General features: G+C 57.6%; 24 protein-coding genes. 15 read left to right on the top strand and 9 right to left on the bottom strand.

From position 1 onward, the window contains the following. The first annotated feature begins 30 nt into the window (after positions 1–30). From sufC to BLU07_RS06430, 7 genes are all read left to right on the top strand, one after another. Positions 31–780: a Fe-S cluster assembly ATPase SufC gene (gene sufC / locus BLU07_RS06400; protein WP_092385258.1), complete on the top strand. Its 750-nt coding sequence runs from the start codon at positions 31–33 to the stop codon at positions 778–780. A gap of 4 nt (positions 781–784) precedes the next feature. Further along, a complete protein-coding gene (gene sufD, locus BLU07_RS06405; RefSeq protein ID WP_092385260.1) occupies positions 785–2092 on the top strand; it encodes a Fe-S cluster assembly protein SufD in 1308 nt (435 codons plus the stop codon). Position 2093: 1 nt separating this feature from the next. Further along, positions 2094–3332, top strand: a complete 1239-nt coding sequence (locus tag BLU07_RS06410; protein WP_197675074.1) for an aminotransferase class V-fold PLP-dependent enzyme — start codon at positions 2094–2096, stop codon at positions 3330–3332. A gap of 9 nt (positions 3333–3341) precedes the next feature. After that, positions 3342–3698 (top strand): HesB/IscA family protein, encoded by a 357-nt coding sequence (locus BLU07_RS06415; protein ID WP_092385264.1) that lies wholly within the window; start codon positions 3342–3344, stop codon positions 3696–3698. A 7-nt stretch (positions 3699–3705) separates the two neighbouring features. Then, positions 3706–4239 carry a putative Fe-S cluster assembly protein SufT gene (sufT, locus tag BLU07_RS06420; protein WP_197675075.1) on the top strand — a complete coding sequence of 178 codons (534 nt, stop codon included), beginning with the start codon at positions 3706–3708 and terminating at the stop codon, positions 4237–4239. A 79-nt stretch (positions 4240–4318) separates the two neighbouring features. Then, positions 4319–4732, top strand: coding sequence for a SufE family protein (locus tag BLU07_RS06425; protein WP_092385268.1), 414 nt, complete (start codon positions 4319–4321; stop codon positions 4730–4732). Positions 4733–4924: 192 nt separating this feature from the next. Further along, positions 4925–5968 (top strand): GGDEF domain-containing protein, encoded by a 1044-nt coding sequence (locus BLU07_RS06430; RefSeq protein ID WP_092385270.1) that lies wholly within the window; start codon positions 4925–4927, stop codon positions 5966–5968. On the opposite strand, the gene BLU07_RS06435 is transcribed toward BLU07_RS06430, so the two are convergent. Then, complete coding sequence (locus BLU07_RS06435; protein WP_092385272.1) at positions 5952–6404, bottom strand: DUF411 domain-containing protein; 453 nt, start codon at positions 6402–6404, stop codon at positions 5952–5954. The two genes, BLU07_RS06430 and BLU07_RS06435, sit on opposite strands and share 17 nt — an antisense overlap. Positions 6405–6552: 148 nt before the next feature. Here BLU07_RS06435 and BLU07_RS06440 point away from each other — a divergent pair, with 148 nt between their 5' ends. Then, on the top strand, positions 6553–7656 hold the full coding sequence (locus BLU07_RS06440) for an ABC transporter substrate-binding protein (protein WP_157719103.1): 1104 nt from the start codon (positions 6553–6555) through the stop codon (positions 7654–7656). Next, positions 7649–9439 (top strand): GGDEF domain-containing protein, encoded by a 1791-nt coding sequence (locus tag BLU07_RS06445; protein WP_172830097.1) that lies wholly within the window; start codon positions 7649–7651, stop codon positions 9437–9439. The genes BLU07_RS06440 and BLU07_RS06445 overlap by 8 nt, the downstream gene beginning before the upstream one ends. On the opposite strand, the gene BLU07_RS06450 is transcribed toward BLU07_RS06445, so the two are convergent. Both BLU07_RS06450 and ppsR read right to left on the bottom strand, forming a co-directional pair. After that, positions 9427–11667 (bottom strand): TonB-dependent receptor domain-containing protein, encoded by a 2241-nt coding sequence (locus BLU07_RS06450; RefSeq protein WP_092385278.1) that lies wholly within the window; start codon positions 11665–11667, stop codon positions 9427–9429. The genes BLU07_RS06445 and BLU07_RS06450 overlap by 13 nt on opposite strands. A 114-nt stretch (positions 11668–11781) precedes the next feature. Further along, a complete protein-coding gene (gene ppsR, locus BLU07_RS06455; RefSeq protein ID WP_092385280.1) occupies positions 11782–12600 on the bottom strand; it encodes a posphoenolpyruvate synthetase regulatory kinase/phosphorylase PpsR in 819 nt (272 codons plus the stop codon). Between the two features lie 143 nt (positions 12601–12743). On the opposite strand from ppsR, the gene ppsA reads away from it, so the two are divergent. The 6 genes from ppsA to BLU07_RS06485 all read left to right on the top strand — a co-directional run bounded on the left by ppsA (position 12744) and on the right by BLU07_RS06485 (position 18602). Next, a complete protein-coding gene (gene ppsA / locus BLU07_RS06460) occupies positions 12744–15116 on the top strand; it encodes a phosphoenolpyruvate synthase (protein WP_092389641.1) in 2373 nt (790 codons plus the stop codon). Positions 15117–15160: 44 nt separating this feature from the next. Then, a complete protein-coding gene (gene rraA, locus BLU07_RS06465; RefSeq protein ID WP_092385282.1) occupies positions 15161–15649 on the top strand; it encodes a ribonuclease E activity regulator RraA in 489 nt (162 codons plus the stop codon). Positions 15650–15772: 123 nt separating this feature from the next. Beyond that, on the top strand, positions 15773–16030 hold the full coding sequence (locus BLU07_RS06470) for a hypothetical protein (RefSeq protein WP_092385284.1): 258 nt from the start codon (positions 15773–15775) through the stop codon (positions 16028–16030). An 8-nt stretch (positions 16031–16038) separates the two neighbouring features. Continuing rightward, on the top strand, positions 16039–16866 hold the full coding sequence (locus BLU07_RS06475; protein ID WP_092385286.1) for a mechanosensitive ion channel family protein: 828 nt from the start codon (positions 16039–16041) through the stop codon (positions 16864–16866). Between the two features lie 29 nt (positions 16867–16895). Beyond that, positions 16896–17480, top strand: coding sequence for an RNA polymerase sigma factor SigX (gene sigX, locus BLU07_RS06480; RefSeq protein ID WP_092385288.1), 585 nt, complete (start codon positions 16896–16898; stop codon positions 17478–17480). Between the two features lie 150 nt (positions 17481–17630). Continuing rightward, positions 17631–18602, top strand: a complete 972-nt coding sequence (locus tag BLU07_RS06485) for an OmpA family protein (RefSeq protein ID WP_092385290.1) — start codon at positions 17631–17633, stop codon at positions 18600–18602. An 83-nt stretch (positions 18603–18685) separates the two neighbouring features. Here BLU07_RS06485 and BLU07_RS06490 read toward each other — a convergent pair whose 3' ends face one another. The 6 genes from BLU07_RS06490 to purB form a co-directional block, all read right to left on the bottom strand. Continuing rightward, positions 18686–19129: an acyl-CoA thioesterase gene (locus BLU07_RS06490; RefSeq protein WP_092385292.1), complete on the bottom strand. Its 444-nt coding sequence runs from the start codon at positions 19127–19129 to the stop codon at positions 18686–18688. Positions 19130–19302: 173 nt separating this feature from the next. After that, on the bottom strand, positions 19303–20901 hold the full coding sequence (locus tag BLU07_RS06495) for an isocitrate lyase (protein WP_092385294.1): 1599 nt from the start codon (positions 20899–20901) through the stop codon (positions 19303–19305). 436 nt (positions 20902–21337) lie between these two features. Further along, positions 21338–22165 (bottom strand): secretin N-terminal domain-containing protein, encoded by an 828-nt coding sequence (locus tag BLU07_RS06500; protein WP_092385296.1) that lies wholly within the window; start codon positions 22163–22165, stop codon positions 21338–21340. Next, positions 22162–23172, bottom strand: a complete 1011-nt coding sequence (locus BLU07_RS06505; RefSeq protein WP_092385298.1) for a GNAT family N-acetyltransferase — start codon at positions 23170–23172, stop codon at positions 22162–22164. Before BLU07_RS06505 ends, BLU07_RS06500 begins: the two co-directional genes overlap by 4 nt. After that, positions 23165–24331 carry a ribosomal protein uL16 3-hydroxylase gene (locus BLU07_RS06510; protein WP_092385300.1) on the bottom strand — a complete coding sequence of 389 codons (1167 nt, stop codon included), beginning with the start codon at positions 24329–24331 and terminating at the stop codon, positions 23165–23167. The genes BLU07_RS06505 and BLU07_RS06510 overlap by 8 nt, the downstream gene beginning before the upstream one ends. 194 nt (positions 24332–24525) lie before the next feature. Continuing rightward, on the bottom strand, positions 24526–25896 hold the full coding sequence (gene purB / locus BLU07_RS06515; protein WP_092385303.1) for an adenylosuccinate lyase: 1371 nt from the start codon (positions 25894–25896) through the stop codon (positions 24526–24528). Between the last annotated feature and the right edge of the window lie 61 nt (positions 25897–25957).

The raw sequence follows: 25957 nt of genomic DNA on the forward strand, positions 1-25957 counted from the left end.
CTACGACCAATACAGAATTCAGGTAAAAAGATGCTTAATATCAAGGGTTTGTTCGCCAACGTTGAAGAGAAAGAGATCATCACCGGGCTGGATCTGGAGATCAAGCCGGGTGAGGTGCATGCCATCATGGGCCCCAATGGCGCCGGCAAGAGCACACTGGGTAACGTGCTGGCTGCACGCCCAGGCTATGAAGCCACTGCCGGGTCCATCCAGTTCAAGGGCAAAGACCTGTTGGAGATGGACACCGAAGAGCGTGCCCGCGAAGGCCTGTTCCTGGCGTTTCAGTACCCGGTGGAAATTCCCGGTGTCAGCAATATGGAGTTTCTCAAGGCGTCGGTGGATGCCAAGCGCAAACACCACGGCCAGCCCGAGTTGTCCGCTGTCGAGTTCATGAAGCTGGCACGGGAAACCAGCAAGAAGGTGGATCTGGATGCGGCTTTTCTCAAGCGCGGCGTTAACGAAGGTTTCTCCGGTGGTGAAAAGAAGCGCAACGAGCTGATGCAGATGATGCTGCTGGAGCCTGAACTGTGCATCCTTGATGAAACCGATTCCGGCCTGGATATTGATGCCTTGCAGGTGGTCGCCGATGGCGTCAACGCCATGCGTGATGGCAACCGCAGCTTTATTGTCGTTACCCATTATCAGCGCCTGCTGGACTATATCGTGCCGGATTACGTTCATGTGTTGGCCAACGGCCGTATCGTCAAGTCGGGCGACAAGAGCCTGGCACTTGAGCTGGAAGCCAAGGGCTACGGCTGGCTGGAAGAAGAGGTAGCCTGAGACCATGAGTGACTTTCAACAGATTGCCCTGAAACTGGCTGCCGATCAGCAGGGGCTCGCCTGGCTGGGCGCTTTGCGTCAGCAGGGTGAGCAAGCCTGGTCCGCTGCGGCCTGGCCGGGGCGCAAGACCGAGCTGTGGAAATATACCCCCTTGGCCCCCCTGCAGCAGGATGCCCCCAGCCAGTGGGCGACAAGCGAACTGAGCAATTGGCAGCAAGAGGTTGAGGCGATCGAATTCGATGCCACCCGCCTGGTGTTCATCAACGGCCGCTTTTCGGCGGCTGATTCGTCACCCTTGCCTGCCGGCGTGGTGCAGTTTGCCGATGCCGATGCACAAGAGCAGATTCTGATTCAGCAGCACCTGGGCAAGGTGGTCGATACGGATCGGCACCTGTTTGCTGCGCTGAGCAATGCCTGGCTGGCCGATGGCTTGCTGGTGCATGTGCCGCGCAACCAGACCCTGGAAAAGCCGGTTTACGTGTTGAATATTTCCACCCCCGAAGCCACCCCGAGCGTGGCCCAGCAACGGTTGCTGGTGGTGCTGGAAGATAACGCTGAAGCGGAAGTGATTGAGCACTACGTGTCGGATAGCGCTGAGCAGAATGGTTTCGTCAATAGCCTGACCGAGGTGGTGGTTGGTGCCAACGCCCAGTTGCAGCACTACCGCATCAACCTGGAGCAGGAAGGCCTGCTGCATGTGGGTGGTGTGCATGTAAACCTGCTGCGTGATGCGCGCTTCCTCGGTTTTACCCTGGCCCAGGGCAGCCGCCTCAAGCGCATTGACTACCAGTGCAATATGCGCGGTGAAGGGGCCCATATGGCGCTGAACGGCGTGTATTTGCCGCGCAACAAGCAGTTGATCGATTACCACACCAATGTCGAGCATTGCGTACCCCATTGCACCAGCAATGAGGTGTTTCGCGGCATCATTGGTGATTCCGCCAAGGCGGTATTCAACGGGCGTATCCATATTCACCCGCAGGCGCAGAAGACCCTGGCAGAGCTGAGCAACAAGAATCTGCTGACGTCACCCAGGGCGGAAGTGAATACCAAGCCGGAGCTGGAAATTTACGCCGACGACGTGAAATGTGCCCATGGTGCAACCATTGCGCAGCTGGACAAGACGTCCATGTTCTATCTGATGAGCCGGGGCGTCAGCGAATCCGATGCACGCACCATGTTGAGTTTCGGCTTTATCAACGAGCTGATCAATCAGGTGCCGGAGCCGGCTATCCGCGATTATTTGCGCCCGCGTCTGACTGCGCTCTTTGGTGAGGCCAGCGAGCAAGTGGGGCAATTGAGCTATGAATGACATGGCGACCGTAAGCCCGGTCGGCTTTGATGCCGAGCGCGTACGTGCCGATTTTCCGATTCTGCAGCAGCAGGTCAATGGTCATCCGCTGGTCTATCTGGACAACGCGGCGACCACGCAAAAGCCTGAGGTTGTGATTCAGGCAATTGTCGACTATTACCGTGAAGACAACAGCAATGTGCACCGTGGTGCGCATACGCTGGCTGACCGTGCGACGGCCAAGTTCGAAGCGGCGCGCGGCAAGGTGCGTGATCTGATTCATGCCGCTCACGCGCACGAAATCATCTGGACTCGCGGCACCACGGAAAGCATCAACCTGGTCGCCAACAGCTGGGGCCGCGGTAATCTGCAACCGGGGGATCGCGTCCTGGTGTCGGCGATGGAGCATCACGCCAATATCGTGCCCTGGCAGATGGTTGCGGCCGATTGCGGGGCCAGTGTCGAGCCCATCCCTGTTGATGAATCGGGCACGCTGGATATGCAGGCGCTGCGCTTCATGCTGGACGATGGCCGGGTGAAAATGGTTGCCTGCGGGCATGTGTCCAATGCCTTGGGCAGCATCAATCCAGTCGAAGAAATTGTGCAACTGGCGCATGCCGCCGGTGCTCTGTGTTTGCTGGATGGTGCCCAGGCCATTGGCCACTTCAATGTCGATATGCAGGCGTTGGATTGCGATTTTTACGTGTTTTCCGCACACAAGCTGTTTGGCCCTACCGGGGTTGGCGTGCTCTATGGCAAGTCGGCCCTGCTGGAAGCCATGCAGCCCTGGGTGGGTGGTGGCGAGATGATTGAAACCGTCAGCTTTGCCGGCAGCACCTGGAATCAGTTGCCGTGGAAATTTGAAGCCGGTACGCCGGATATTGCCGGGGTCATCGGTTTTGGTGCGGCGATCGATTATGTGCAGGGCCTTGATCGTGTTGCGGCCGAGGCGCATGAGCTGGAGTTGTTACACTATGCGGAAAGCCGTGCCCGTGAGGTGCCGGGTATGCGCTTGATCGGCACTGCAGCCAACAAGATTGCCGTCATGAGTTTTCTGCTCGAGGGCGCGCATCCGGCGGATGTCGGGACCTTGCTTGATCAGCAGGGTGTTGCCGTACGTACCGGGCACCACTGTGCCCAGCCGATCATGGATCAGTACGCAATACCCGGCACCGTGCGTGCCAGTTTCAGTATCTACAATACGCGGGCAGATGTTGATCGGCTGTTCGTCGCACTGGAAAAAGTGCGTCAGTTTCTCTAGGAGGCCAGCATGAACGTTGAATCTTTTGATCCGCAAGCTCAGGCCGTCTCGGTAACCCCGGCGGCGAAGGCGCACTTTCAGCGCCAGCTGGCCAGTCAGCCAGGCCGCGCCGTGCGCGTCAGCGTGAAGAAAAGCGGCTGCACGGGCTTTATGTACGTGATCGATATGGTCGAGCAGGGCGAAGCGGATGATCTGGAATACACGATCGACCCGGATATTCGCCTGCTGATCGCCCGGGACAGCCTGGGGGTACTCAACGGTGCCCAGATCGACCTGGTGCGCGAAGGCATCAACCAGCAGATAAAATTTATCAACCCCAACGTGACCGATGAGTGCGGTTGCGGTGAAAGCTTCAGCGTGAATTGAGCCGATAATGGAAAGACGTATGGTAGTAGCGCAGGCCGATTGCCCTGCGCGTCGGGTTCCGGACGGCACACCGCTGACCATCCCCAAGGATACTTTTGTCACCATCACCCAGGCCCTCGGGGGCAATTACACCCTGACTTATAACGGTCAGATGGTGCGAGTGGATGGTACTGATGCCGACAAGCTCGGTCTGGAAGCGGAAATTCTCGAATTTCCCGAACCCAGTGATGACCAGATCAGTGAAGAGCAGGTCTGGACGGCACTGAAGACTGTCTTTGATCCGGAAATTCCGGTGGATCTGGTCAATCTCGGCCTGATCTACGCGGTTGAGATTGATCAGGCGGCCAAGCGGGTGGATATCCAGATGACCCTGACGGCGCCCGCCTGCGGCATGGGGCCAGTATTGGTCGGTGATGTCGAGTACCGCGTGCGGCTGGTACCCAATGTCGAGACGGTGGTGGTGGATCTGGTGTTTGATCCTCCGTGGAACCGCGAGATGATGAGTGAAGAGGCGCAGCTTGAAACCGGTATGTTCTTTTAGAAGCCTCTGAAAAACGACCTGCGTTGCCTCGGCTGCGCTTTCAGAGGCTTCCTGGGCCTTTTTTGCATTAAGGATTTGTATGAGCCAGTTCGGTACCGAAATCACAACTGACGATATTGTCGATACCCTCAGCTTTTTCGACAGCTGGGAAGATCGCTACAAATACATCATTGATTTGGGGCGCGAGCTGCCCGAGCTGGATGCTGCCTCGCGCACCGAGCACAACCTGGTGCGTGGCTGCCAGAGTCAGGTGTGGCTGGTCAGCCGGGAAGAGGGCAACAAGCTGTTTTTTGATGCTGACAGCGATGCTTTTATCGTCAAGGGACTGTTGGCGGTGGTATTGGCGGCCTATAACGGCAAAACCCGGGAAGAGATCCTGGAGTTCCCGATTGAGGACTATTTCGAGCAGCTCAACCTGCTCAAGCACCTGAGCCCGACCCGGGGTAACGGCCTCAAGGCCATGGTGTCACGCATTCAGGCCACTGCTGCCTGAGGTTGCGGCTGCCTCGCCCGGGTCTTTCAGCGGCTATCGGGTGGATGTATTGTGGTTTGATCGGATGAGTGGTGGCCATTTGACACCTCTTGTCGCTTGTCAGTGACCAGAAGTAGGCGTACAGTTCCAGTATTGACTTGAAGCGCCAATGTGGTGCTCTGCAAGGACAAAAACAATACATTGAGACTGTGAATGGCTGAGTTCTGGAATCGCCTGAAACACGACTTTCAGCTATCGATCGTTATGCTGGTAGGCCTGTGCGCCTTCATCGGCATCACGCCCTATGCCATTTATCGTTTGCTCGAGGGCAATTACCTGGTCGGAATCGTGGATTCGGTTCTGGTCATCTGTACGCTGGGCGCCGTGCGTTGGGCCTGGGTAACCGGTGACACCATTCGCCCGGGGCAGTTTCTGGCGGTGATCTTTTCAGTCGGCACGGTCATGGTGGCCAACAATCTGGGCGTGAATGGACTGTTCTGGTTCTATACCCTGATTCTGTTCAACTTCTTTGTAGTACCTCCCCGGCAAAGCATAGTGGCGACCAGCCTCGCGCTGGTGGCGATCTGTGTGCTCGGTTTGCAGCCGGGGGCTCAGGTGTTCGAAAGTTACTACCAGATGATGTCCTTTATCGTCACCAGCAGCATTGCCAGCTTTTTCGCCTTTGTTTTCGCCTTTCGTGGCCGTCGGCAGCGTGAACAGCTGAATACGCTGGCCACTCTGGACCCGCTGACCTCTACCGGCAACCGCCGTACCATGGAGCGTGAGTTGACCATAGCCATGGCAGAGCATCGGCGCTACGGCAAAGAGTACGGTTTGTTGATGCTGGATCTGGATCATTTCAAGCGGGTCAATGATCTCTATGGGCACAAAGCCGGTGATCAGGTACTGGTGGCCGTTGCCGATTTGCTGGAAAGCGCCAGTCGCGAGTCAGACCGCCTGTTTCGGCTCGGTGGCGAAGAATTTGTGCTGCTGTTGCCGCTGGTGGATATGCTGGGACTGGAGCGAGCAGCGCAGCACTTGTGCACAGCGGTGGCTGAGCAGGTTCGCAGCCCGGGTGGGCCGGTGACCGTGTCCATTGGCGGGGCAGCCCTGGGGCGACAGGAAAACTGGCAGGCCTGGTTGCATGAAGCGGATGAGTGTTTGTACCGGGCCAAACATGCGGGGCGCAATGGCTACATGATAAGCGGGCTGGATTCTCCAGCCCGGGTGCTGACGGTGGTCAGTGGTACTGATTGACCACTCGGGTGCTGCCGTCGGCTTCGAGTCCGATGACCTCGTACGAGTCCTTGCGGTCTCCCATTTCCATCCCCGGAGAGCCAATCGGCATCCGCGGAACGGCCAGGCCGAGCAGGTCAGACTGGTCCTGCAAACCCAGGATATCCCTTGCCGGGACATGCCCTTCAATGAACTGGCCATTGATCACGCCGGTATGGCAGGACGACAACTCTGGAGGAACACCCTGTTCAATTTTTACCGCCGTCATGTCATCGACAACATGGTCATTCACTGTGAAGCCATTGTCCTTCAGGTGATCAACCCAGGCCACGCAGCAACCGCAATTGGCATCCCGGTAGACGTCAATCAGGCGTTCATCGGCAAGCAAGCCGGCGCTCTGGCCGAGAGCCAGAACCAGGGTGGGGGCAAGCACGAGGCGTTGGAATAATGTACGCATGAAAAATCTCCATCACGGGTATTTACCCCATTAGAACAGATTGCCCGGCAGCGAGGAAATAGTCTGCGGCGCTGGGTCACAGGGAGGCTTTGTAATCGGTATACTCCGTGGCAATTCATGGCTGTTGAGTCTTGCGAGGTCGCTTTTGTTGCATCGTTTGCTTGTATTGCTGGGTTGTTTGCTGGCGTTGCCGTTATCGGCCGCGCCGAGTGTCGTCTTCATCAATCCGGGAAAGGCGGATGAGCCCTTCTGGCGTGATGCCGCTGATGCCATGCAACTGGCCGCAGACAGTCTCGGCATGCAACTGGAAGTGCTGTATGCCGAGCGAGACTATCTGGCGCAAATCAGCCTGACCCGGGAGGTAGCTGAGCGTGCGGCCGAGCTGCAGCCGGACTATATGGTGATCGCCGCCGACAAGCGCACCTTGCCGCAACAGCTGAGCCTGATTCAGGCGGCGGGCATCAAGACGCTGTCTGCGTACAATGCGGTACAGGGCGATGAGCGACCACTGGTTGGCTATCCGCGTGAGCATTTCACCCACTGGCTTGGCAGCGTGGTGCCGCGGGCCGAGGATGCCGGCGTGCTGACCGCGCGGGCATTGATGGCTGAGGCGGAGCAGCGTGGCTGGTTATCGGCCGAGCAAACCCTGGACGTCATCGCGATTTCCGGTGACCGTTCCACCGACAGCTCGGTTCGACGCAATCAGGGAATGCTGGATGCCTTTGCAGCCCGGCCCCAGGTCAGGGTCCGCCAGGTGGTGCATGGTGACTGGCAACGCGACAAGGCGGCACAGCAGGCGTTGCATCTGTTCCGGCGCTATCCGGATGTTCGCGCGATCTGGACCGGCAGTGACCTGATGGCCTTTGGCGCCATGCAGGCGTTGCGCGAGCAGGGTGTCGAGCCGGGCAGGGATATGCTCTATTCGGCCGTCAATGCATCCGAGCAGGGCATGCAAAAGGTGATCGACGGGCAACTCACGGCCCTGGCGGGTGGTCACCATATGGCGGGCGCATGGGCGCTGGTCATGCTCTATGACTATCACCACGGCGTAGATTTTGCGGACAGTGAAGGCACCGAACTGGTGCAGCCGATGTTTACCCTGTTTACCCCGCAGTTGGCCCAGCGCTATATCGCGTTACTGCAACCGGGGGCGGCGCCGACTGATTTCTGTACTTTCAGCAAAGCCTGCAATCCTCAGCGTGATGACTACGACTTCACCATTGGTACCTGGCTGGAGTTGGGCTATGAATGATAACCACAAGGTATTTGCACCGCTGAGCAAGCGTTTGCTGCAGCGGCTGGCATTGCTCGCCGTGCTGAGCATTCTGTTCGGCTCGCTGGTACACAGTTTGTTGATCTATCGCGCAGAGCAGCAGCAATTCAGCCGTCTGGTTGACCAACTGACGGCGAACCATCTGCCCTTGCTGCAGGTGGCGTTGTGGGATATCGAGGTGGATGCGCTGCGGCAGCAGGTGACCATGATCGCCGATCGTGAAGAGGTGGCGACAGTCATTCTCAGCTCGCCCACCGGCTTGCACCTGCAGGCCGGTGCCGCGGTTGCGGATGACTATCAAGCGGATGCGCGAGTTGCCATTTCGCCCCCCAATGGCGGTGCCCATGCGCTGGGCGAGCTGCAGATTTATTACCAGCGGGAGCGACTGAACAAGGCCATTGTGGCGGCCGTAGCCATGCGATTTTTCGAGTTGTCACTGTTCACCTTGCTGGTTTGCCTGGTGATTTTCCGTTTCCTGCGGCGGGATCTGGTGCGGCCGTTGAACAGTATCAATCGGTACGTCGCCGAATTGTTGCCGCAACGCCACCCGCCACGCCTGAAGCTCGATCGTCCGCCACGGCCGTGGGAGGATGAAATCGACCGGGTTGCGGCGGGTTTCGATACCCTGCGCGAGGGTATCCGGCATTATGCCGAGCAGCATGAAAACGCGTTGCAGGCGCTGGAAACCGAACGCGACAGTCTGGATAGTCGCGTTGCTGCACGTACGCGGGAACTGGCCTTCGTCAATGGCTACCAGGAGCTGACGTCGCGCTCGATTCAGGGCTTTATGCAGGCTCGGCCTGCCGAGTATCCGGATTATTTGCGCCGGGTGTTGCAGGACCTGGCCGAATACCTGGGGCTTGATGCCTGTGCCTTGCTGGATCGTCGTCACAGCCGCCCCTGGGTAACGCGGGTGGCCTGGTTTGTTCACGATGATTGGCCGTGGCTTGAGCGCGTCCTGACCCATGGCTGTGAGGTCAGTGTGGAAGAGGGGTGGAGTCAGTATTTTCTGACGGGCGCGCCGAACACGCTGCTGGTGCGCTTTTCCGGTCGCGAGCAAAGTTTTGTGCTTGCCGTGCGAACCAGCGAGGAGGCTGCCGGCCCGTTGCAGCAGGATATGCTGGAAAGCAGCGGCAAGTGGCTGCTCAGTCTGTTGCAACGCTGGGATCACATGGCCGATCTCGACAGTGCGCGCCAGGAACTGCTGGAGATGTCACGCAGTGACCACCTGACAGGCCTGGCCAATCGCCGACACTTTGATGCCTACAAGATAGATGAGGCGAGGCGGGCGTTGCGAATGGGTGCGCCGGTGGCTTTGTTGATGATCGATGTTGACCATTTCAAGGACTTCAATGATCTGTATGGGCATAGCCGCGGGGACCAGTGCCTGGTGGCGCTTGCCGAACAGATGCAGTGGCGTTTCAAACGGGCAGCGGACTTGCCGGCCCGGCTGGGTGGCGAAGAGTTTGCGATTCTGCTGCCCGGCTACAACAGTTTGCAGGCGCAGGAAGCGGCAGAGGGTTTGCGACAATCGATTTTTGATCTGGCGATTACCCATCGCGGTTCGCCGTTCGGCTTTGTCAGCGTCAGCATCGGTTGTGTCTGGTGGCCAGGGCAACATGGCCAGGCCAACCCGGTCGAATTGATGAATGATCTGGTCAATCAAGCGGATGCGGCCCTCTATCAGGCTAAAGGAGAAGGCCGCAACCGGGTGGTGTATGCCGAGTTCAGTGATTTGAACTCGCCCGCTCAGAACTCATAGGTGGCTGACAACCACAGGCGGCGACCTTCTTCCAGGGTGCCGTCGGTGGAGCGGCCAGACTGAATGTAATCGGATGTCCAGCTGTCGTTGCCTGCAGCATCAAGGTAGTCAGTGCCCTTGGTGAAGTCCTTGTCCATCAGGTTATACACCACTGCACTCAGGCTCAGGTTGTCACTGGCGCGGTAGTTGGCGCCAAGATGAAAGACCTCATAGGCCTTGAGGTTGCCGGCAGCATCCAGTAGCGCCTGGTTGTTGCCGTTGAGGTTCTCGTAACGGTCAGTAAAGCGCTCGCGCTCGCTACGGTATTCGCCGCGCAGCCACAGGTTCAGTGTCGGCGTCGCCGCCCAGTTGAGCCGCGCAAACAGCAGGTGTTCAGGGGTGTTGGTCAAGGGGGCGCCCTTGTTGGAACCACTGCGCTGCTCACTGTCCGACCAGGTGTAGTGGGTATGCAGACTCCAGGCTGGGGCAACATCCCAGCGACTGCCCAGCTCGATGCCACGGGTCATGGCCCGGCCAATATTGGTGCTTTGGGCAAAACTGTCCTGCGTGAAGCCGCTGCCAAAGCTGATGCAACCGGGCTGGTTCGGGTTGCTTGCAGCAAAACAGTTGGGCAGCGCTGTGCCGCCGTCAATCTTGTCCTTGAACTGATTGTAGAACAGGGTGATGTTGGCGCTGAAGTCGCTGAGGTTGTCGAAGTACACGCCAAATTCAGTGTTGGTGGTGATTTCCGGATCCAGGCCTGGCGTACCAATGGTCAGGGTCGATCCTTGCCCGGTAATGCCGCTGATGCCGCCATGCAGGTCATTCAGGCTGGGGGTTTTGTAGCCACGGCTGACGCCGCCTTTCAGCGTCCACTGATCGGTGGTATTCCAGACCAGGTAGGCGCGCGGGCTGATATGTCCGCCAAAGGCATCATGCCGCTCATAGCGGCCGCCCAGGGTCAGGGCCAGGTCGGGGCGCATGCGCCATTCATTCTCGGCAAAGAGTGCCCAGCTGGTTTGTTCAAACTGTTCGCTGGCAATGCCATCGCTGACCTTGGCATCCCACCATTGGCCACCGACGGTGGTGATATGGTTGTCGCCCAGGGGCATGACCAGCTTGCTGTCGGCAATCAGGTCAGTGGATTTCAGCGTGCGGTCGGCGCCGATGACAATAGCCGGAAAACCGGTATAGGAGTCGCCAATCGGGTTGCCGGGAATGGTCCGGCCCATGGTTTCGGTAACGTTGCGGCTGATGCTGTTGGACCAGCGACCGATTGTCAGGGCGGCATCATGGGTCACCGCCACCTGCGTGCGCTCGAAGCGCAATTCATCCTGGTAGCCGTTGGCGCGCAAAGGGGCGTCAGTGCTGCAGCCACTGGCAGCGTTGCCGCCGGACTTGCCATCCAGATTGCCCAGTTGGCAATCATCGTTGTTGTAGTTCTGTACGCTGCGGTCCAGCTCTAGACCCAGATCGTGCTGGTCATTGATGCGTAGATTCAAGGCTGTACCAAGGCTGTAGACCCGGCCTTCAACGGGGGCGGCACCACGGCGACTGACGGTGCTGCCGTCACTGAAACTGAGGTCGGATGCGTCGCGGTCATACAGGCTGCCGCGCAGACTGAGCCCGAGGCGATCGGCAATCAGCGGGCCGCTGGCGTAAACATTCGTGCGGCTGGCGTTGCCGTAATCGGTATTCTCCTGGAGGGTGTGATCCAGCGTTACCGAGGCACCCCATTCGTTGCTGATCTTTTTGGTAATGATATTGACCACGCCGCCCATGGCGTCAGAGCCATAGAGGGTGGACATTGGGCCGCGAATGACTTCGATGCGTTCAATGGCCGACATGGGCGGGATGAAGCTGGTGCTGATTTCATTGAAGCCATTGGGTGTGACATTTCCCGCGCTGTTCTGGCGCCGACCATCAATCAGGATCAACGTGTATTGGCTGGGCAGGCCGCGAATGCTGATATTCAGTCCGCCGGTTTTGCCGGTGCCCTGACGGATATCCAGCCCTTCCACGCCATCCAGCGCCTGAGCCAGGTTTGCATAGCTGTTCTGGCGCAATTGCTCGTTGCCGATAACGGTAATACTGGCGGGGGCTTCAGTGATTTTTTGTTCAAAACCCGAGGCGGTGATCACAGTATCAGCCAGTCGAACCTGCTCCTGTGCGGTGGCAACCTGGACAGCCAGTAATGACAGGGAAAACAGACCAAGACCGGATAGCCGGCAAGACAGCGATGGACCCATGCAATACTCCACTTGATAATAAGAATAATTAACAGGTGCGAATAGTGGAGGTTTGCGTGGGTGTGCGAAAGACCAAAGTGTGGAACAATGCGTTCCCGTAAATGATAATTGTTTTTATTTGAGCCGGCGTTCGATACCCATTTCGACCAGAATCTTGGCGGAAATCTCTTCCACGGAGAAGTGCGTGGAGTTGATGTAGGGAATGTTGAGCTTGCGATACAGTTTTTCCACCTCGCGCACTTCGAAGTCGCACTGGGGGAAGCTGGCATAGCGGCTGTTCGGCCGACGCTCATGGCGAATGCTGGCCAGGCGGTCCGGCTCAATGGTCAGGCCGAACAGCTTGCCTTTGTGCGGCAGCAGGGCCTTGGGCAGACGCAGGCCTTCCATGTCTTCATCTGTCAGTGGGTAGTTGGCTGCGCGAATGCCGTATTGCAGGGCCATGTACAGGCAAGTCGGGGTTTTACCGCAGCGCGATACGCCAACCAGAATGATGTCGGCGGTTTCGTAGTGATGGGTACGTGCGCCATCATCGTTGTCCATGGCATAGTGCACGGCATCGATACGGTCCTTGTAATGACCGTTGTGGCTGATCGAGTGGGATTTGCCCACCGAGTAGGACGAACCATCGCCCAGTTCCTGCTCCAGTGGCGACAGGAAGGTGGAAAAGATATCCACCATGTAGCCATTGCAGGTTGCCAGCTCGGCGCGGATTTCAGCGTTCACGACCGTATCAAAAATAATCGGCCGCTGACCGTCTCGCTCGGCAGCTGCATTGATTTGTTGTACCATGTCTCGCGCTTTTTCAACTGTGTCTACATAGGGACGCAGCAGCTTGGTGAAGCGGATGTTCTCGAACTGCGAGAGCAGACTCTGCCCCAGCGTTTCTGCTGTGATACCAGTTCCATCAGAAATGAAAAAAGCAGTGCGGTTCATGCGCGTGGCCTTGCTTGAATGTGTAGGGCGATTTCGTCGGGGCACAACCTCGGGTTATGCTTGCGGCATTGTGGCGTATTTATAGCGGTCATGCCATACGGGTTGTGGCCGTAACCGATTCACAGATTGACGGAGAGATCACCTTGGTAGAGTACGTAGTGTCCTTCGAGCACCTGGGCGTGGATGATGTTGAGCGGGTAGGCGGCAAGAACGCTTCGCTTGGCGAGATGATCTCCAACCTGGCCCATGCTGGCGTGTCCGTGCCCGGTGGCTTTGCCACCACTGCGCAGGCCTATCGTGATTTTCTCGAGCAGAGCGGGCTGAATGAGCGCATTCACGCGGCGCTTGATGCACTGGATGTGGACGATGTGACCGCACTGGCGGAAACCGGTGCGCAGATTCGCCAGTGGGTCATGGATGCACCCTTTCCCGCCGAGCTGGATCAGGCCATCCGAGTCGCCTTTGCCGAGCTCTCTGCCGGTAATGACAATCTGGCGGTAGCCGTGCGCTCTTCGGCCACCGCGGAAGACCTCCCGGATGCCTCGTTTGCCGGTCAGCAGGAAACCTTCCTGAATATACGCGGTGTGGACAACGTCATTCTGGCGGCGAAAGAGGTGTTTGCCTCCCTGTTCAATGATCGCGCCATTGCCTACCGGGTACACCAGGGCTTCGATCACAAACTGGTCGCTCTGTCTGCCGGTGTGCAGCGTATGGTGCGCTCCGAAACCGGCACTGCCGGGGTCATGTTTACGCTGGATACCGAATCCGGTTTTCGCGACGTGGTTTTCATTACCGGCGCCTATGGTCTGGGCGAGACGGTGGTGCAGGGTGCGGTCAACCCGGATGAGTTTTACGTGCACAAGCCCACCCTGGAAGCCGGGCGTCCCGCGATTCTGCGTCGCAATCTGGGCAGCAAGGCCATCAAGATGGTTTATGGCGAGGAAGCTGCTGCCGGCCGTTCGGTGAAAACCGTTGACGTTGAAGCGGCTGAGCGCAGCCGTTTCTGTATTACTGATGACGAGGTCAGCAACCTGTCCCGTCAGGCATTGATCATTGAAAAACACTATGGCCGCCCGATGGATATCGAGTGGGCCAAAGACGGTGATGACGGGCAGCTGTATATCGTTCAGGCGCGTCCCGAAACCGTTAAAAGCCGCAGTAGCGCCAATGTCATGGAGCGTTACTTGCTCAAGGAAAAAGGGCAGGTTCTGGTGGAAGGCCGCGCTATCGGGCAGCGCATCGGTGCTGGCCCGGTCAAGGTGATTCACGATGTATCCGAAATGAGCAAGGTTCAGCCTGGCGACGTTCTGGTGTCTGACATGACTGATCCGGACTGGGAGCCGGTGATGAAGCGTGCCAGCGCCATCGTTACCAACCGTGGCGGACGTACCTGTCACGCGGCGATCATTGCGCGCGAGCTGGGTATCCCGGCGGTAGTCGGTTGTGGCAACGCGACCGACCTGCTGAGCGACGGACAGGAAGTCACGGTTTCCTGTGCCGAAGGTGACACCGGGATGATTTATGCCGGTCAGCTATCCTTCGATGTGCGCACCAATAGTGTCGATGCCATGCCGCCCTTGCCGTTCAAGATCATGATGAACGTGGGTAATCCGGACCGGGCGTTCGATTTTGCCAATCTGCCCAATGAAGGGGTAGGTCTGGCGCGACTGGAGTTCATCATCAACCGCATGATCGGTGTTCACCCCAAGGCGCTGCTGAACTTCGACAGCCTGCCTGCGGATGTGAAAGACAGTGTGGAAAAACGCATTGCCGGCTATACCGATCCGGTTGGTTTCTATGTCGACAAGCTGGTAGAAGGCGTGAGTACCCTGGCCGCGGCTTTCTGGCCGAAAAAGGTCATTGTGCGCCTCTCCGATTTCAAGTCGAACGAATACGCGAACCTGATCGGTGGCCGCCTGTACGAGCCGGAAGAAGAAAATCCGATGCTGGGTTTCCGCGGTGCATCGCGTTACATCAGCGATTCCTTCCGCGACTGCTTTGAGCTTGAATGCCGGGCCATGAAGCGCGTGCGTGACGAAATGGGCCTGACCAATGTGGAAATCATGGTGCCTTTCGTGCGTACCGTGGGCGAAGCTCAGCAGGTGGTCGAGCTGTTGGCGGAAAACGGCCTGAAACGTGGTGAGAATGACCTGCGCCTGATCATGATGTGCGAGCTGCCGGCCAACGCCTTGCTGGCCGAAGAGTTCCTCGAGCATTTTGACGGTTTCTCGATAGGCTCCAATGACCTGACTCAGCTCACCCTGGGCCTGGATCGTGATTCCGGCATCATCGCTCATCTGTTTGACGAGCGTAACGCCGCGGTCAAGAAGCTGCTGTCCTATGCCATTCAGGCCTGTCGCAAGGCTGACAAGTACATCGGTATTTGCGGTCAGGGGCCGTCTGATCATCCGGACCTGGCCAAGTGGCTGATGGAGCAGGGCATTGAAAGTGTATCCCTGAATCCGGATTCGGTGATGGATACCTGGTTCTTCCTGGCGGAAGTGCAGCCCGAGTAGCGCGTTTTACCAGCAAGTTTACGGATAACCCGAGGGAGAAGCCCATGCAGCATTATGTTACGCCGGATCTGTGTGACAAGTACCCGGACGTCGCCGTCGTTGAGCCGATGTTCAGCAACTTTGGCGGTCACGATTCCTTTGGCGGTCAGATCGTCACCATCAAATGCTTCGAGGACAACTCGATCGTCAAGGAGCAGGTGGATCAGGATGGCCGAGGCAAGGTCATGGTAGTCGATGGTGGTGGTTCGCTGCGTCGCGCGATGCTGGGCGACATGCTGGCGGAAAAGGCGGCGAAGAACGGCTGGGAAGGGATCATCATCTATGGCTGTGTTCGCGATGTCGATGTGTTGATACAGACGCCGCTGGGCATTCAGGCGCTGGCCAGTCACCCGATGAAGACCGACAAGCGTGGCGTCGGTGATCTGAACGTACCGGTCACCTTTGCTGGCGTTACATTTCGCCCCGGTGAATACGTGTATGCCGACAACAATGGCATTATCGTGTCGCCAACAGCGCTGAGCATGCCGGAGTAAGTGTTGCCATAACCGACAAGGCGGCTTCCCGCGGGGGCCGCCTTTTGTCTGTCTGAAGCCCGGGCGTGACACAGGCCCACTGGCTGTCGTCAATACGGATAAACTGGCAGATCAGGAGGCCCCATGAGTGATCCCCTTGAACAACGCTTGAAAGCCTTGATGCAACAGGCGGGTGAAGAGAATGACGCCCATGAGGATGAACGCCTCGACCGTGTGCTGCATCAGGCACACCTGCGCGGCGGCATATTTGATCTGTTGAACCTGTTTGCCCGTTGGGGCTGGGTGGTTTCCGAAGGGGGCGCGCGCGGATTGCGCCATGCCCGCCCGGTAAGCCGTGCCAACCCTGATTCCTCCGGGACTTCCGACCCCTCTGCAGAGTGAGCTTGAACATGGAACTTGAAACCTGGAGTCAGAGTTTTCTCACCGCCCTGACGGGTTTGTGGCAAACCGTGGCATCTTTTATTCCTGACCTGGTAGCGGCTCTGGTCATTGTGCTGCTGGGCTTTGTCGTCGCCAAAATTGTCGATGCCGTGCTGAGCAAGGGCCTGGCCAAGCTGGGCCTGGATCGCTTGATGCAGGGTGCCGGTGTGCCCAAGTTGCTCAACCGTATTGGTGTGCGCAAGCCGGTATCAACGCTGGTCGGCAAGATTATCTACTGGTTTGTGGTGCTGACTTTCATTGTGTCGGCAGCCGAGACCTTGGGCCTGGCGCGGGTGTCATCGACACTGGATGCCTTTGCCCTCTATTTGCCCAAGGTGTTTGGTGCCGCGTTGATCCTGCTTGCCGGCCTGCTGTTGTCGCACCTGGTCAATGGGGTGGTTCGCGGCGCAGCGGAAAGTGTCGGCATCGATTATGCCAGCGGCCTGGGGCGCTTTGTTCAGGGGCTGCTGGTGATCATCACGGTGTCCCTGGCAATCGGTCAGTTGCAGATCGAAACGGCGCTGCTGAACACGGTCATCGCTATTGTGCTGGTCAGTTTTGGCGCTGCAGCCGCCCTGGCGCTGGGGTTGGGCAGCCGGCAACTGGTCAGCGAGATCATCGCCGGTATCTATGTGCGTGAGCTTTATCATATCGGCGATGACATTGTTCTCGGCGATATCGCCGGCACGATCGAAGAAATCGGCACGGTCAAGACAGTGATTCTGGACGAAACACAAACGTTGATTTCCGTCGCCAACCGCCAACTGCTGGAGCAACGGGTGGATCGGCGTGTTTAAGTCGACTACCTGTTGACGGACGCGTGCCTTTGACCACCTCGGCTCCGCCATACTCGCGCTATGTTCCTGCTGACCTCAGTGATGAGGCGCTGGTCGACCGTGCACGGGTGGAACTTTTGCATTCCACGGTGGCGTATGAAGAGTTGATGCGTCGTTATCAGCGGACGGTATTCAATGTATGCGCCCGGTATCTCGGTAATGAACGTGACGCCGATGATGTGTGCCAGGAAGTTATGTTGAAAGTTTTACACGGTCTCAAGCAATTTGAGGGTAAAGCCAAGTTCAAGACCTGGCTGTACAGTATTACTTACAATGAATGCATTACCCAGTACCGCAAGGATAAACGTCGACGACGACTCTATGATGCGCTCAGCCTCGACCCGCAGGAAGAGGCGGTGCCTGACCCGGCGCCACTGGACCCCGGGCACGCCAGTCTTGATCGCGTCCTGATTCACGTTAACCCGGTTGACCGCGAAATACTTGTATTGCGTTTTGTTGCTGAACTGGAGTTTCAGGAAATTGCCCAGATTATGCACCTGGGTTTGAGTGCAACGAAAATGCGCTATAAACGCGCGCTGGAAAAGCTGCGCAATCAGTTGGACAACCCCTTCTAGTTAAATACTGGCACTTTGGCAGTTGCCGCATTACTGCGCAGGCATGCAACTTTGTTCTATATCCCTGTAGGTTTTATATAGGCATGCTATAATTCTTGCGACGTCTGCTATCAACCTAAACGTCCTAATGGAATACATGGGGATTCAAAGATGAAATTGAAAAATACTGTCGGTATCCTGGTAAGCGCTGCTCTGGCTGTGTCTGCTGCACCAGCCATGGCTCAATATGCAGGTTCTGTCGAAGCATCTGCTTTTGCCAAGCGTTACGACGGCTCCAGCTCGCGTGATCTGGATCACGGCGGTCTGATCGGCGGTTCGCTGGGTTACTACGTTAACGACAACGTTCTGCTGAACCTGGGTCTGGGTACTTACAACAACCTGACTCATTCACCCTCCGGTTTTACGCCTGATGACGCTGATGGCCGTCTGGCACAGATCGAAGCGGTTTATCACTTCGGTCAAAGCAACATTCGCCCCTACCTGTCTGGTGGCTTTGCTCATCAAGAGCTCGATCAGGCCAGCAGCAGCTCCCGTGATCGTACTACCTACGCCATGATTGGCGGTGGTGTGAAAAACTACCTGAACGAGAACTTCTTCGTCAGCGCTGGTGTTGATCTGATGCACGGTATCGACCATGGTCATACCGAGTGGATGGCAGGTGTTGGTCTTGGTTTGAACTTTGGTGCCAAGTCCGCTCCTGTTGCTGAAGCTGCTCCGGCTCCAGCTCCGGCGCCAGCTCCGGCTCCGGAACCCGCTCCGGACATGCAATCTGTCCGTGTCGAGCTGGACGTCAAGTTTGACTTTGACCGCGACAGCATCCGTCCTGAGTTCCGTGATGACATCCGTAGCCTGGCTGAGTTCATGAAAACCTATCCTTCGGTAACAACTACCGTCGAAGGTCATACTGACTCCATCGGCAGTGAGTCTTACAACAAGGGTCTGTCAGAGCGTCGTGCCAGCTCTGTGCGTCAGGCACTGGTTGATGAAGGCGTCGAAGGTTCACGCATCCGTTCTGCGGGATATGGCGAAGAGCGTCCGATTGCTGACAACAGCACCAACGAAGGTCGCGCCATGAACCGTCGTGTTGAAGCTGAAGTTGAAGCGCAGGTTGAAGCTCGCTAAACCGCGTTGCAGCATAAAAAAACCCGGCTTCGGCCGGGTTTTTTTGTGTCCGTCAGTTCATCAGCGAGACGGGCAGACCTGCGTCAATCGATGCTGTTGACGCCGGGGAAACGAATGCGAAAGTCATCCGGCATCGGCACGACAGTCTTGCTGCGGAAGTGATAAAAGACAAAACCGGATTTCGCCAGTGCCACCAGCTCACCGCCAACGGCCTTGGTGATGCGGAAGGTGATGTCGCCACCGTATTTGTTCAGATCCATCAGGCCCACTTCAAACACCAGGCGATCACGGGCAAAGGCTTCGCGCTTATAGGTGGTCGCCAGGTCGGTCACGATAATTCCCGTGTCATTTTCACTGACTTCCTCAATACCGAACTGGTACAGGAAGCGTGCTCTGGCTTCGGAAATCATCGAAATCATCGAATCATTGGCCAGGTGACGACCGGAGTTGATGTCAGTAATACGCACGGTCAGTTGGGTAGTGAAATAAAACTGGTTCTCGGGAAAATCGAGTTGCAGACGAGCCATGGTGAAAGAAAACCTGCTTGCTGGGCTGTGGGTAAAATAGCCCGGTGAGGGGGAGGGCGACGAAACTGCGGCGCATTTTACGCCAAATGGGGGATGGAAAAAAGCAAAAAGGCCACCCGTGGGTGGCCTTTTCGACACCAACCGGACCGAAGGTCCGGTGAGTCAGTCAGCTATTAACCGAACTGGTTCATGGTGTTGTCTTTGCCGCCAGCCTTCAGAGCAGCTTCGCCAGCGAAGTACTCTTTGTGGTTGTCGCCAATGTCGGAGCCAGCCATGTTCTGGTGCTTGACGCAGGCGATGCCCTGACGGATTTCTTCACGCTGAACACCTTTCACGTAAGCCAGCATGCCTTGCTCGGCAAAGTAGCCCTTGGCCAGGTTGTCGGTAGACAGGGCCGCAGTGTGGTAGGTGGGCAGAGTGATCAGGTGGTGGAAGATACCCGCTTCACGTGCAGCGTCTTTCTGGAAGGTACGGATCTTCTCGTCAGCGATCTGAGCCAGCTCGGTTTCGTCATACTCGACGCTCATCAGCTTGGCGCGGTCGTAGGCAGATACGTCTTTGCCTTCTTCCTGCATGGCATCAAACACTTGCTGACGGAAGTTCAGAGTCCAGTTGAAGGACGGGCTGTTGTTGTAGACCAGCTTGGCGTTCGGTACCACTTCACGGATACGGTTAACCATGGCAGCGATCTGACCAACGTGCGGCTTCTCGGTTTCAATCCACAGCAGGTCGGCACCGTTCTGCAGCGAGGTGATGCAGTCCAGAACAACGCGATCTTCGCCAGTGCCCTTGCGGAATTCAAACAGGCCGGAAGCCAGACGCTTGGGACGCAGCAGCTTGCCATTGGCCTTGACCACAACGTCACCGTTGTTGATGTCGGCAGCGCTGTCGATGTATTCGCCATCGAGGAAGCTGTTGTACTGGTCGCCCAGGTCGCCCGGCTCGTTGGTAACGGCGATCTGCTTGGTCAGGCCGGCGCCCAGGGAGTCGGTACGGGCAACGATAACACCGTTGTCTACGCCCAGCTCGAGGAAGGCGTAACGTACGGCGCGGATCTTGGCCAGGAACTCTTCATGGGGAACAGTTACCTTGCCGTCCTGGTGACCGCACTGCTTCTCGTCAGACACCTGGTTTTCGATCTGGATGCAGCAAGCACCGGCTTCGATCATCTGCTTGGCCAGCAGGTAGGTGGCTTCAGCATTACCGAAACCGGCGTCGATGTCGGCGATGATCGGCACAACGTGAGTTTCGTAGTTGTCGATCTGAGACTGGATGTCGGCAGCCTTGGCGTTGTCGCCAGCGTTGCGGGCGTCGTCCAGTGCTACAAACAGCAGGTCCAGTTCACGGGCATCAGCCTGGCGCAGGAAGGTGTACAGCTCTTCGATCAGGCCGGAAACCGAGGTCTTCTCGTGCATGGACTGGTCAGGCAGCGGACCGAAATCGGAGCGCAGGGCGGCAACCATCCAGCCGGACAGGTAGAGGTAACGCTTGTTGGTGGTTTTCAGGTGCTTCTTGATCGAAATCAGCTTCTGCTGACCGATGAAACCATGCCAGCAACCCAGAGACTGGGTGTATGCGGAGGTATCAGCATCGTACTCAGCCATATCTTTGCGCATGATGTCGGCGGTGTACTTGGCGATGTCCAGACCGGTTTTGAAACGGTTTTGCGCACGCATGCGAGCGGCGTATTCCGGGTTGATGGCGTTCCAGGGGCTGCCATTGGTCTCTTTCAGAGCGGCAACGGCCTTGATGTCGTTTTCGTAAGCTGACATGGTCAATCCTTCAAAGTTTGCGTTTGGTTGAGCGCGATAGTTCGACCCTGCTCACGCAGTAGCCGGCTCATGCCCGGGGCGGAAACGTCAAAGGGGGAGACAGGAAAGAAAAGGATGGTCCAAAAAACGGAGAGGTGAACGAACAGGATGTATGACTGTGCCGTTGGCGTTGTGTGCCGCAAGCTGGACCCGTCATGCAGGCTGATACGTTTGAATCGCTTCCCCGTCCCTCAGGACAACTTTCGTTCCAGTCGCCACCTTGTCGAACGGCCTGTTGGGCTGTTGAGACACGCCCCGGTCCTTTGGTGTCGGAACCGGGCCGGGTACCATGTTTCAGGCACCTGGCTAGCGGGAGCGGGGCAATGATGCGCCCTTCATGGGCTTAAGTCAATTAAAATGTAGTGAAGATCTCGACCGACTACACAGCAGCAACGCCTCAGGGTAGCCGCTCTACCATCAGGCGGATCTGATTGTTGCTGCTGTCGCGGGTACTCAGCCGGCTGGCGGTACCTCGATCCTGGCGCGAGTCGCTGTCACTCAAGTCGCCAATGGTGACCCATTCTCCAAGGGGCACGCTGACCTGGGTATCCGTCTGCTGGACATCAATCAGGCCGCTATCCGGGCGGTACTCATCCTGATGGTTGCTGATGCTGATCAGTGCGTTATCCCCACTCAACCGAACGGTGGCATAGAACCCCTGGGTGGCTGAGTGGTATCGGGTGCTCTGCTGGATTTGTCCATAGGGGCCGATGGTCGTGTCGGTGATCGGCACGTTCTGGCCACGTTCAATGAGCACCGGATAACCTTCTATGGCGCTGATCTGGCGCAGGCTGTCGCGCTCGGAGCGGGTCTGGCGATCAATGATTCTGGCTTGTGCGCCACCGCCGGGCGGTGGTTGACCAATAACCACTTCACCGTACTGCTGGCGAATGCGAGCACCAGCCTGTATGCCGCGCTGACTGTCGTTGTCAGCCCCGTCATTGGCGACCGTGATACGCAAGCGATTGGGTTGGCGATCCAGTTGCCGAATCAGGTCGCGCAGTTCCTCGACCCGGGCCGGGCTGGCGCGCAATATCAGTTGGTTGCCATAGGCTGCTACGCGCTCGTCTTCCTGCAGCATGGGTTGCAGCGCGGGTAGCAGGGCGTCTGCGGTGCTGTGTTGCAGATCTACGACTTCACTGCTGGCCGCCTGGCTGACGGGCGCGAACAGCAAGAGCAGGCTGAACAGCACAGACAGCAGCCTGGCTGATGGTGAGACTTTCATAGCTGAAACCTCCGCAGTTCTGATGGCGTGTGTCCGGATTCCCAGAGCTCCTGGAAGCGTCCTTGCCAACGCTTGACCTGGTCTCGGCTGTAGTATCGTATGAACCCCTGTTTTTTCTGCGGCTGCGGCAACATCATCAATCCGGTGCTGTCGGCCAGGCAATAGGCTTGCGGGTCGGATGCCAGTTCCGGATGTTGTTGCCGGATACTGACGCGACTGGGGAAGCGATGCATTAACTGTGCAAGGCTGTGGCCCTGCAGGAAGTTGCCCGGTAGTTGATCCAGCAATACCTGCAGGGCGAAACGTGGTTCGCTGGCAATGCGTTGTTCCAGGCAGTCAATCACTCTCTGGCGGTGGCACAGCCAGAGCATCAGGTCGGCGTGATACACGCGCAGGCTGTGGCGGGTCTGCAAAATCAGGTGGCACAGGTGGTCGCCTGCATTGTCTTCATCCAGCTCGACCAGTTCACTGTCAGTACCCAGCTGCTGAGGCAATTCACTGGTATAGCGGGCGCGTGTCGCCACGGGCGGATTGTGGACTTCAAAGCGTCCGGGGGAGGTGAAGTCGATCGGGGGCAGCTCTTTTTCTGCTGCCGGCCAACGCATTTCCCGGTGCGGTATGCCGGCTTCCATGTATTCTTCCGAACTGATGGCGAAGCCGAGCTTTGCGTAGAAAGGCAGTGCGTGCACCTGGGCTGAAAGAACCAATGGCGAAAGGCCCTGTGCCTCGGCATGGGCCATGATGTGCAGCATCAGACGTTCGCCAAGCCCTTGCCCGCGCCAGGGGGGCAGTATGGCCACCCGGCCGATATGTCCATCAGCCAGTAAACGGGCGGTTCCCGCCGGTTCATCGTCGACGAACAGTAAAAAGTGCGTTGCCTCGGCATCGTCGGCATCCCATTCGAGTTCTGCCGGTACCTGTTGCTCATCAACAAAGACCTGGTGGCGAATGCTTTTCAGCGCTTCGTTGCCGTCCCAGGCCACCTGGTTGATGCGAATGTCAGTCATCGTCCTCCTCCAGCAGGAGATCTCCCTTGCTCACCAGTTGTACCAGTAGCTGCCAGCCTTCGGTATCCGTCAGCCAGGGCAGCAAGGCTTCAGCGCTCAGGTAGTCTTCATTGCAGACTAGTTGAACCAGGGGCAATAGAGAAGCCGGAAGCACACAGTGTTCACCACTGGCAAAGAGCTTGATCTCCGTATCGCTCAGGCGATAGGCCAGGCGCGCGCCGGCGTTGCGCTGCAGGCCATATCCGGTTTGCACGGCATCCTGCAACTCGTTGTCGGCGATCTCTTCAGCGTTCAGCATCTCCGGGTAGCGAGGTTCGGTCATGAAACGGCCGAACCAGGTTGCCAGAGCCTCCTTGTTTTGGACATGCGTCAGCAGGATTTGTTGCAAGCGTTCAATGCTGGCGTCATCAATGGCTGCCGGCTGCTCGCTGGGGGTGATGCCCGAATCGTGGTAGCGCTGGTCATCATGTAGCTGTTGAGCCAGGTAATCGGTGAAATGCAGCAGGATGTCCTGGTAGCTGGGGGCGCGAAAGCCGATGGACCAGGTAATGCAGTCATCCTCGGCGATGCCGTAGTGGGCGACGCCGGGTGGCAGGTAAAGCATGTCGCCGGGAGCCAGCAGGTGCTCTTCCTGCTGCTCAAAGTCACGCAGAATGCGCAGGTCGTCATGGGGCAGCAGGGGGCTGTCGGCGGAGCACTGCTGGCCGATTTTCCAGTGTCTGTGGCCCTGAACCTGAAGCAGGAATACGTCGTAGTTGTCGTAGTGTGGTCCAACACTGCCGCCGGGAGCGGCAAAGCTGATCATGATGTCATCCAGGCGCCAGCTGGGCAGAAAACGGAAAAGATGCAGCAACTCGCGCACTTCCGGGATGAACTGATCGACCGCCTGCACCAGCAGGGTCCAGTCCCGCGCCGGCAATTGCTGAAAATCGGATTCGCTGAAGGGGCCGCGTCGCAACTCCCAGGGAGTATGGCCGTGTTCGAGAATCAGCCGAGACTCGATGTCGTCTTCCAGCGCCAGGCCGGCCAACTCATCACCACTCAAGGGGTTGTCGAAATCGGGCAGCGCCTGGCGGATCAGGCGTGGTTTCTGTTGCCAGTAGTCGCGCAGAAAGTCAGCGGGATCGAGTCCGCCGAGCAGTTGATTGGGGGTGGTCATTAATTGCCTGCCTGATTGGGTGGTGTGCCGAGGCGGGCATGATAGCAGGCAAAAGCCGTTTGCTTTAACTGGCAAGCCCGGCCGCTGGACAATAAAAGCCAGCGGCCGGGTGGATGCCAGTGAGCCACTGAATAACGCCTTGCATGCTCAGGCTTTCAGGCTGGCTCGTAATCAAGGCGGTGTTCAGACGCTCCCTAGATGCGGCGTGCCTGTTCGGCTGCATTGCCGATGTAGTTGGCCGGTGTCAGGGCCTTGAGCTCGTCGCGTGCGGCCTGGGGAATCTCCAGGGTATCGACGAAGGCCTGCAGGGCATCCGGGGTGATGCCTTTGCCGCGGGTCAGTTCTTTCAGTTTCTCGTAGGCTTCCGGTACTGCGTAGCGGCGCATCACCGTCTGGATCGGCTCGGCGAGCACTTCCCAGGTCGCATTCAAGTCATCAGAAATTCGTTGAGCATTAAGCTCCAACTTGCTGATTCCCTTGAGGGTTGATTCGTAGGCAATCACGCTGTGGGCAAAACCTACGCCCAGATTGCGCAGTACCGTGGAGTCGGTCAGATCGCGCTGCCAGCGCGAGATCGGCAGCTTGCTGGCCAGGTGCTGCATGATCGCATTGGCGATACCCAGGTTGCCTTCAGAGTTCTCGAAGTCGATCGGGTTGACCTTGTGCGGCATGGTTGAGGAGCCGATTTCCCCGGCAATGGTTTTCTGCTTGAAATAGCCGAGGGAAATATAGCCCCAGATATCGCGATCAAAGTCGATCAGGATGGTATTGAAGCGGGCAACGGCATCGAAGAGTTCGGCGATGTAGTCATGGGGTTCAATCTGCGTGGTGTAGGGATTGAAGTCCAGCCCCAGGATCTCTTCGATAAAGTCCTTGGCGTTGGCTTCCCAGTCAATCGACGGGTAGGCCGACAGGTGGGCGTTGTAGTTGCCTACCGCGCCATTGATCTTGCCCAGCAGCGGGATGGCTTCGATTTGCTGGATCTGGCGTTCCAGGCGGTAGACCACGTTGGCCATTTCCTTGCCCAGGGTGCTCGGCGAAGCCGGCTGACCATGGGTGCGCGAGAGCAGGGGAACGGCGGCATGCTCATGCGCCAGGCTGCGGATGCCGTCGGCAATCTTGCGCATCAGCGGCAGTACCACCTGATCACGGCCCTCGCGCAGCATAAGTGCGTGAGACAAGTTATTAATGTCTTCAGAAGTGCAGGCGAAGTGAATGAATTCATTCACTTTTTTCAGCTCAGGCAGGCTGTCCACCTGCTTCTTCAGCAGGTACTCAACAGCTTTGACGTCGTGGTTGGTGGTGCGCTCGATCTCTTTGACCTGCTCGGCATACTCCGGCTTGAAGTCATCGACCAGCTGATCCAGCAGGGCATTGGCTTCAGCGGAGAAAGGGCCGATCTCCGGAATCTGCTTGTGAGCAGCGAGACATTGCAGCCAGCGAACTTCGACCTGGACGCGGAAACGGATCAGTCCGTATTCGCTGAAAATAGGGCGCAGACTGGCGGTCTTGCTGCCATAACGGCCATCAACGGGTGAAACGGCGGTCAGGGAAGATAGTTGCATAGTCATTCTCGTCAAAGGTCGGATGCCGCCCGTTGGACGTCAGCGGGTGGCCGGCGGAAAA

It is taken from the genome of Halopseudomonas salegens (assembly GCF_900105655.1).
In the GTDB taxonomy this organism is placed as follows: Bacteria; Pseudomonadota; Gammaproteobacteria; order Pseudomonadales; family Pseudomonadaceae; genus Halopseudomonas; species Halopseudomonas salegens.

Coding starts and splice junctions, on each gene's coding strand:
- BLU07_RS06435 (WP_092385272.1), bottom strand. CDS start 6,404: ATGCGTACATTATTCCAACGCCTCGTGCTTGCCCCCACCCTGGTTCTG.
- purB (WP_092385303.1), bottom strand. CDS start 25,896: ATGCAACTATCTTCCCTGACCGCCGTTTCACCCGTTGATGGCCGTTAT.
- BLU07_RS06450 (WP_092385278.1), bottom strand. CDS start 11,667: ATGGGTCCATCGCTGTCTTGCCGGCTATCCGGTCTTGGTCTGTTTTCC.
- sufC (WP_092385258.1), top strand. CDS start 31: ATGCTTAATATCAAGGGTTTGTTCGCCAACGTTGAAGAGAAAGAGATC.
- BLU07_RS06490 (WP_092385292.1), bottom strand. CDS start 19,129: ATGGCTCGTCTGCAACTCGATTTTCCCGAGAACCAGTTTTATTTCACT.
- BLU07_RS06510 (WP_092385300.1), bottom strand. CDS start 24,331: ATGACCACCCCCAATCAACTGCTCGGCGGACTCGATCCCGCTGACTTT.
- BLU07_RS06485 (WP_092385290.1), top strand. CDS start 17,631: ATGAAATTGAAAAATACTGTCGGTATCCTGGTAAGCGCTGCTCTGGCT.
- BLU07_RS06430 (WP_092385270.1), top strand. CDS start 4,925: ATGGCTGAGTTCTGGAATCGCCTGAAACACGACTTTCAGCTATCGATC.
- BLU07_RS06415 (WP_092385264.1), top strand. CDS start 3,342: ATGAACGTTGAATCTTTTGATCCGCAAGCTCAGGCCGTCTCGGTAACC.
- sufD (WP_092385260.1), top strand. CDS start 785: ATGAGTGACTTTCAACAGATTGCCCTGAAACTGGCTGCCGATCAGCAG.
- BLU07_RS06470 (WP_092385284.1), top strand. CDS start 15,773: ATGAGTGATCCCCTTGAACAACGCTTGAAAGCCTTGATGCAACAGGCG.
- BLU07_RS06410 (WP_197675074.1), top strand. CDS start 2,094: ATGGCGACCGTAAGCCCGGTCGGCTTTGATGCCGAGCGCGTACGTGCC.
- ppsR (WP_092385280.1), bottom strand. CDS start 12,600: ATGAACCGCACTGCTTTTTTCATTTCTGATGGAACTGGTATCACAGCA.
- rraA (WP_092385282.1), top strand. CDS start 15,161: ATGCAGCATTATGTTACGCCGGATCTGTGTGACAAGTACCCGGACGTC.
- BLU07_RS06445 (WP_172830097.1), top strand. CDS start 7,649: ATGAATGATAACCACAAGGTATTTGCACCGCTGAGCAAGCGTTTGCTG.
- BLU07_RS06475 (WP_092385286.1), top strand. CDS start 16,039: ATGGAACTTGAAACCTGGAGTCAGAGTTTTCTCACCGCCCTGACGGGT.
- BLU07_RS06425 (WP_092385268.1), top strand. CDS start 4,319: ATGAGCCAGTTCGGTACCGAAATCACAACTGACGATATTGTCGATACC.
- BLU07_RS06500 (WP_092385296.1), bottom strand. CDS start 22,165: ATGAAAGTCTCACCATCAGCCAGGCTGCTGTCTGTGCTGTTCAGCCTG.
- BLU07_RS06495 (WP_092385294.1), bottom strand. CDS start 20,901: ATGTCAGCTTACGAAAACGACATCAAGGCCGTTGCCGCTCTGAAAGAG.
- sufT (WP_197675075.1), top strand. CDS start 3,706: ATGGAAAGACGTATGGTAGTAGCGCAGGCCGATTGCCCTGCGCGTCGG.
- BLU07_RS06505 (WP_092385298.1), bottom strand. CDS start 23,172: ATGACTGACATTCGCATCAACCAGGTGGCCTGGGACGGCAACGAAGCG.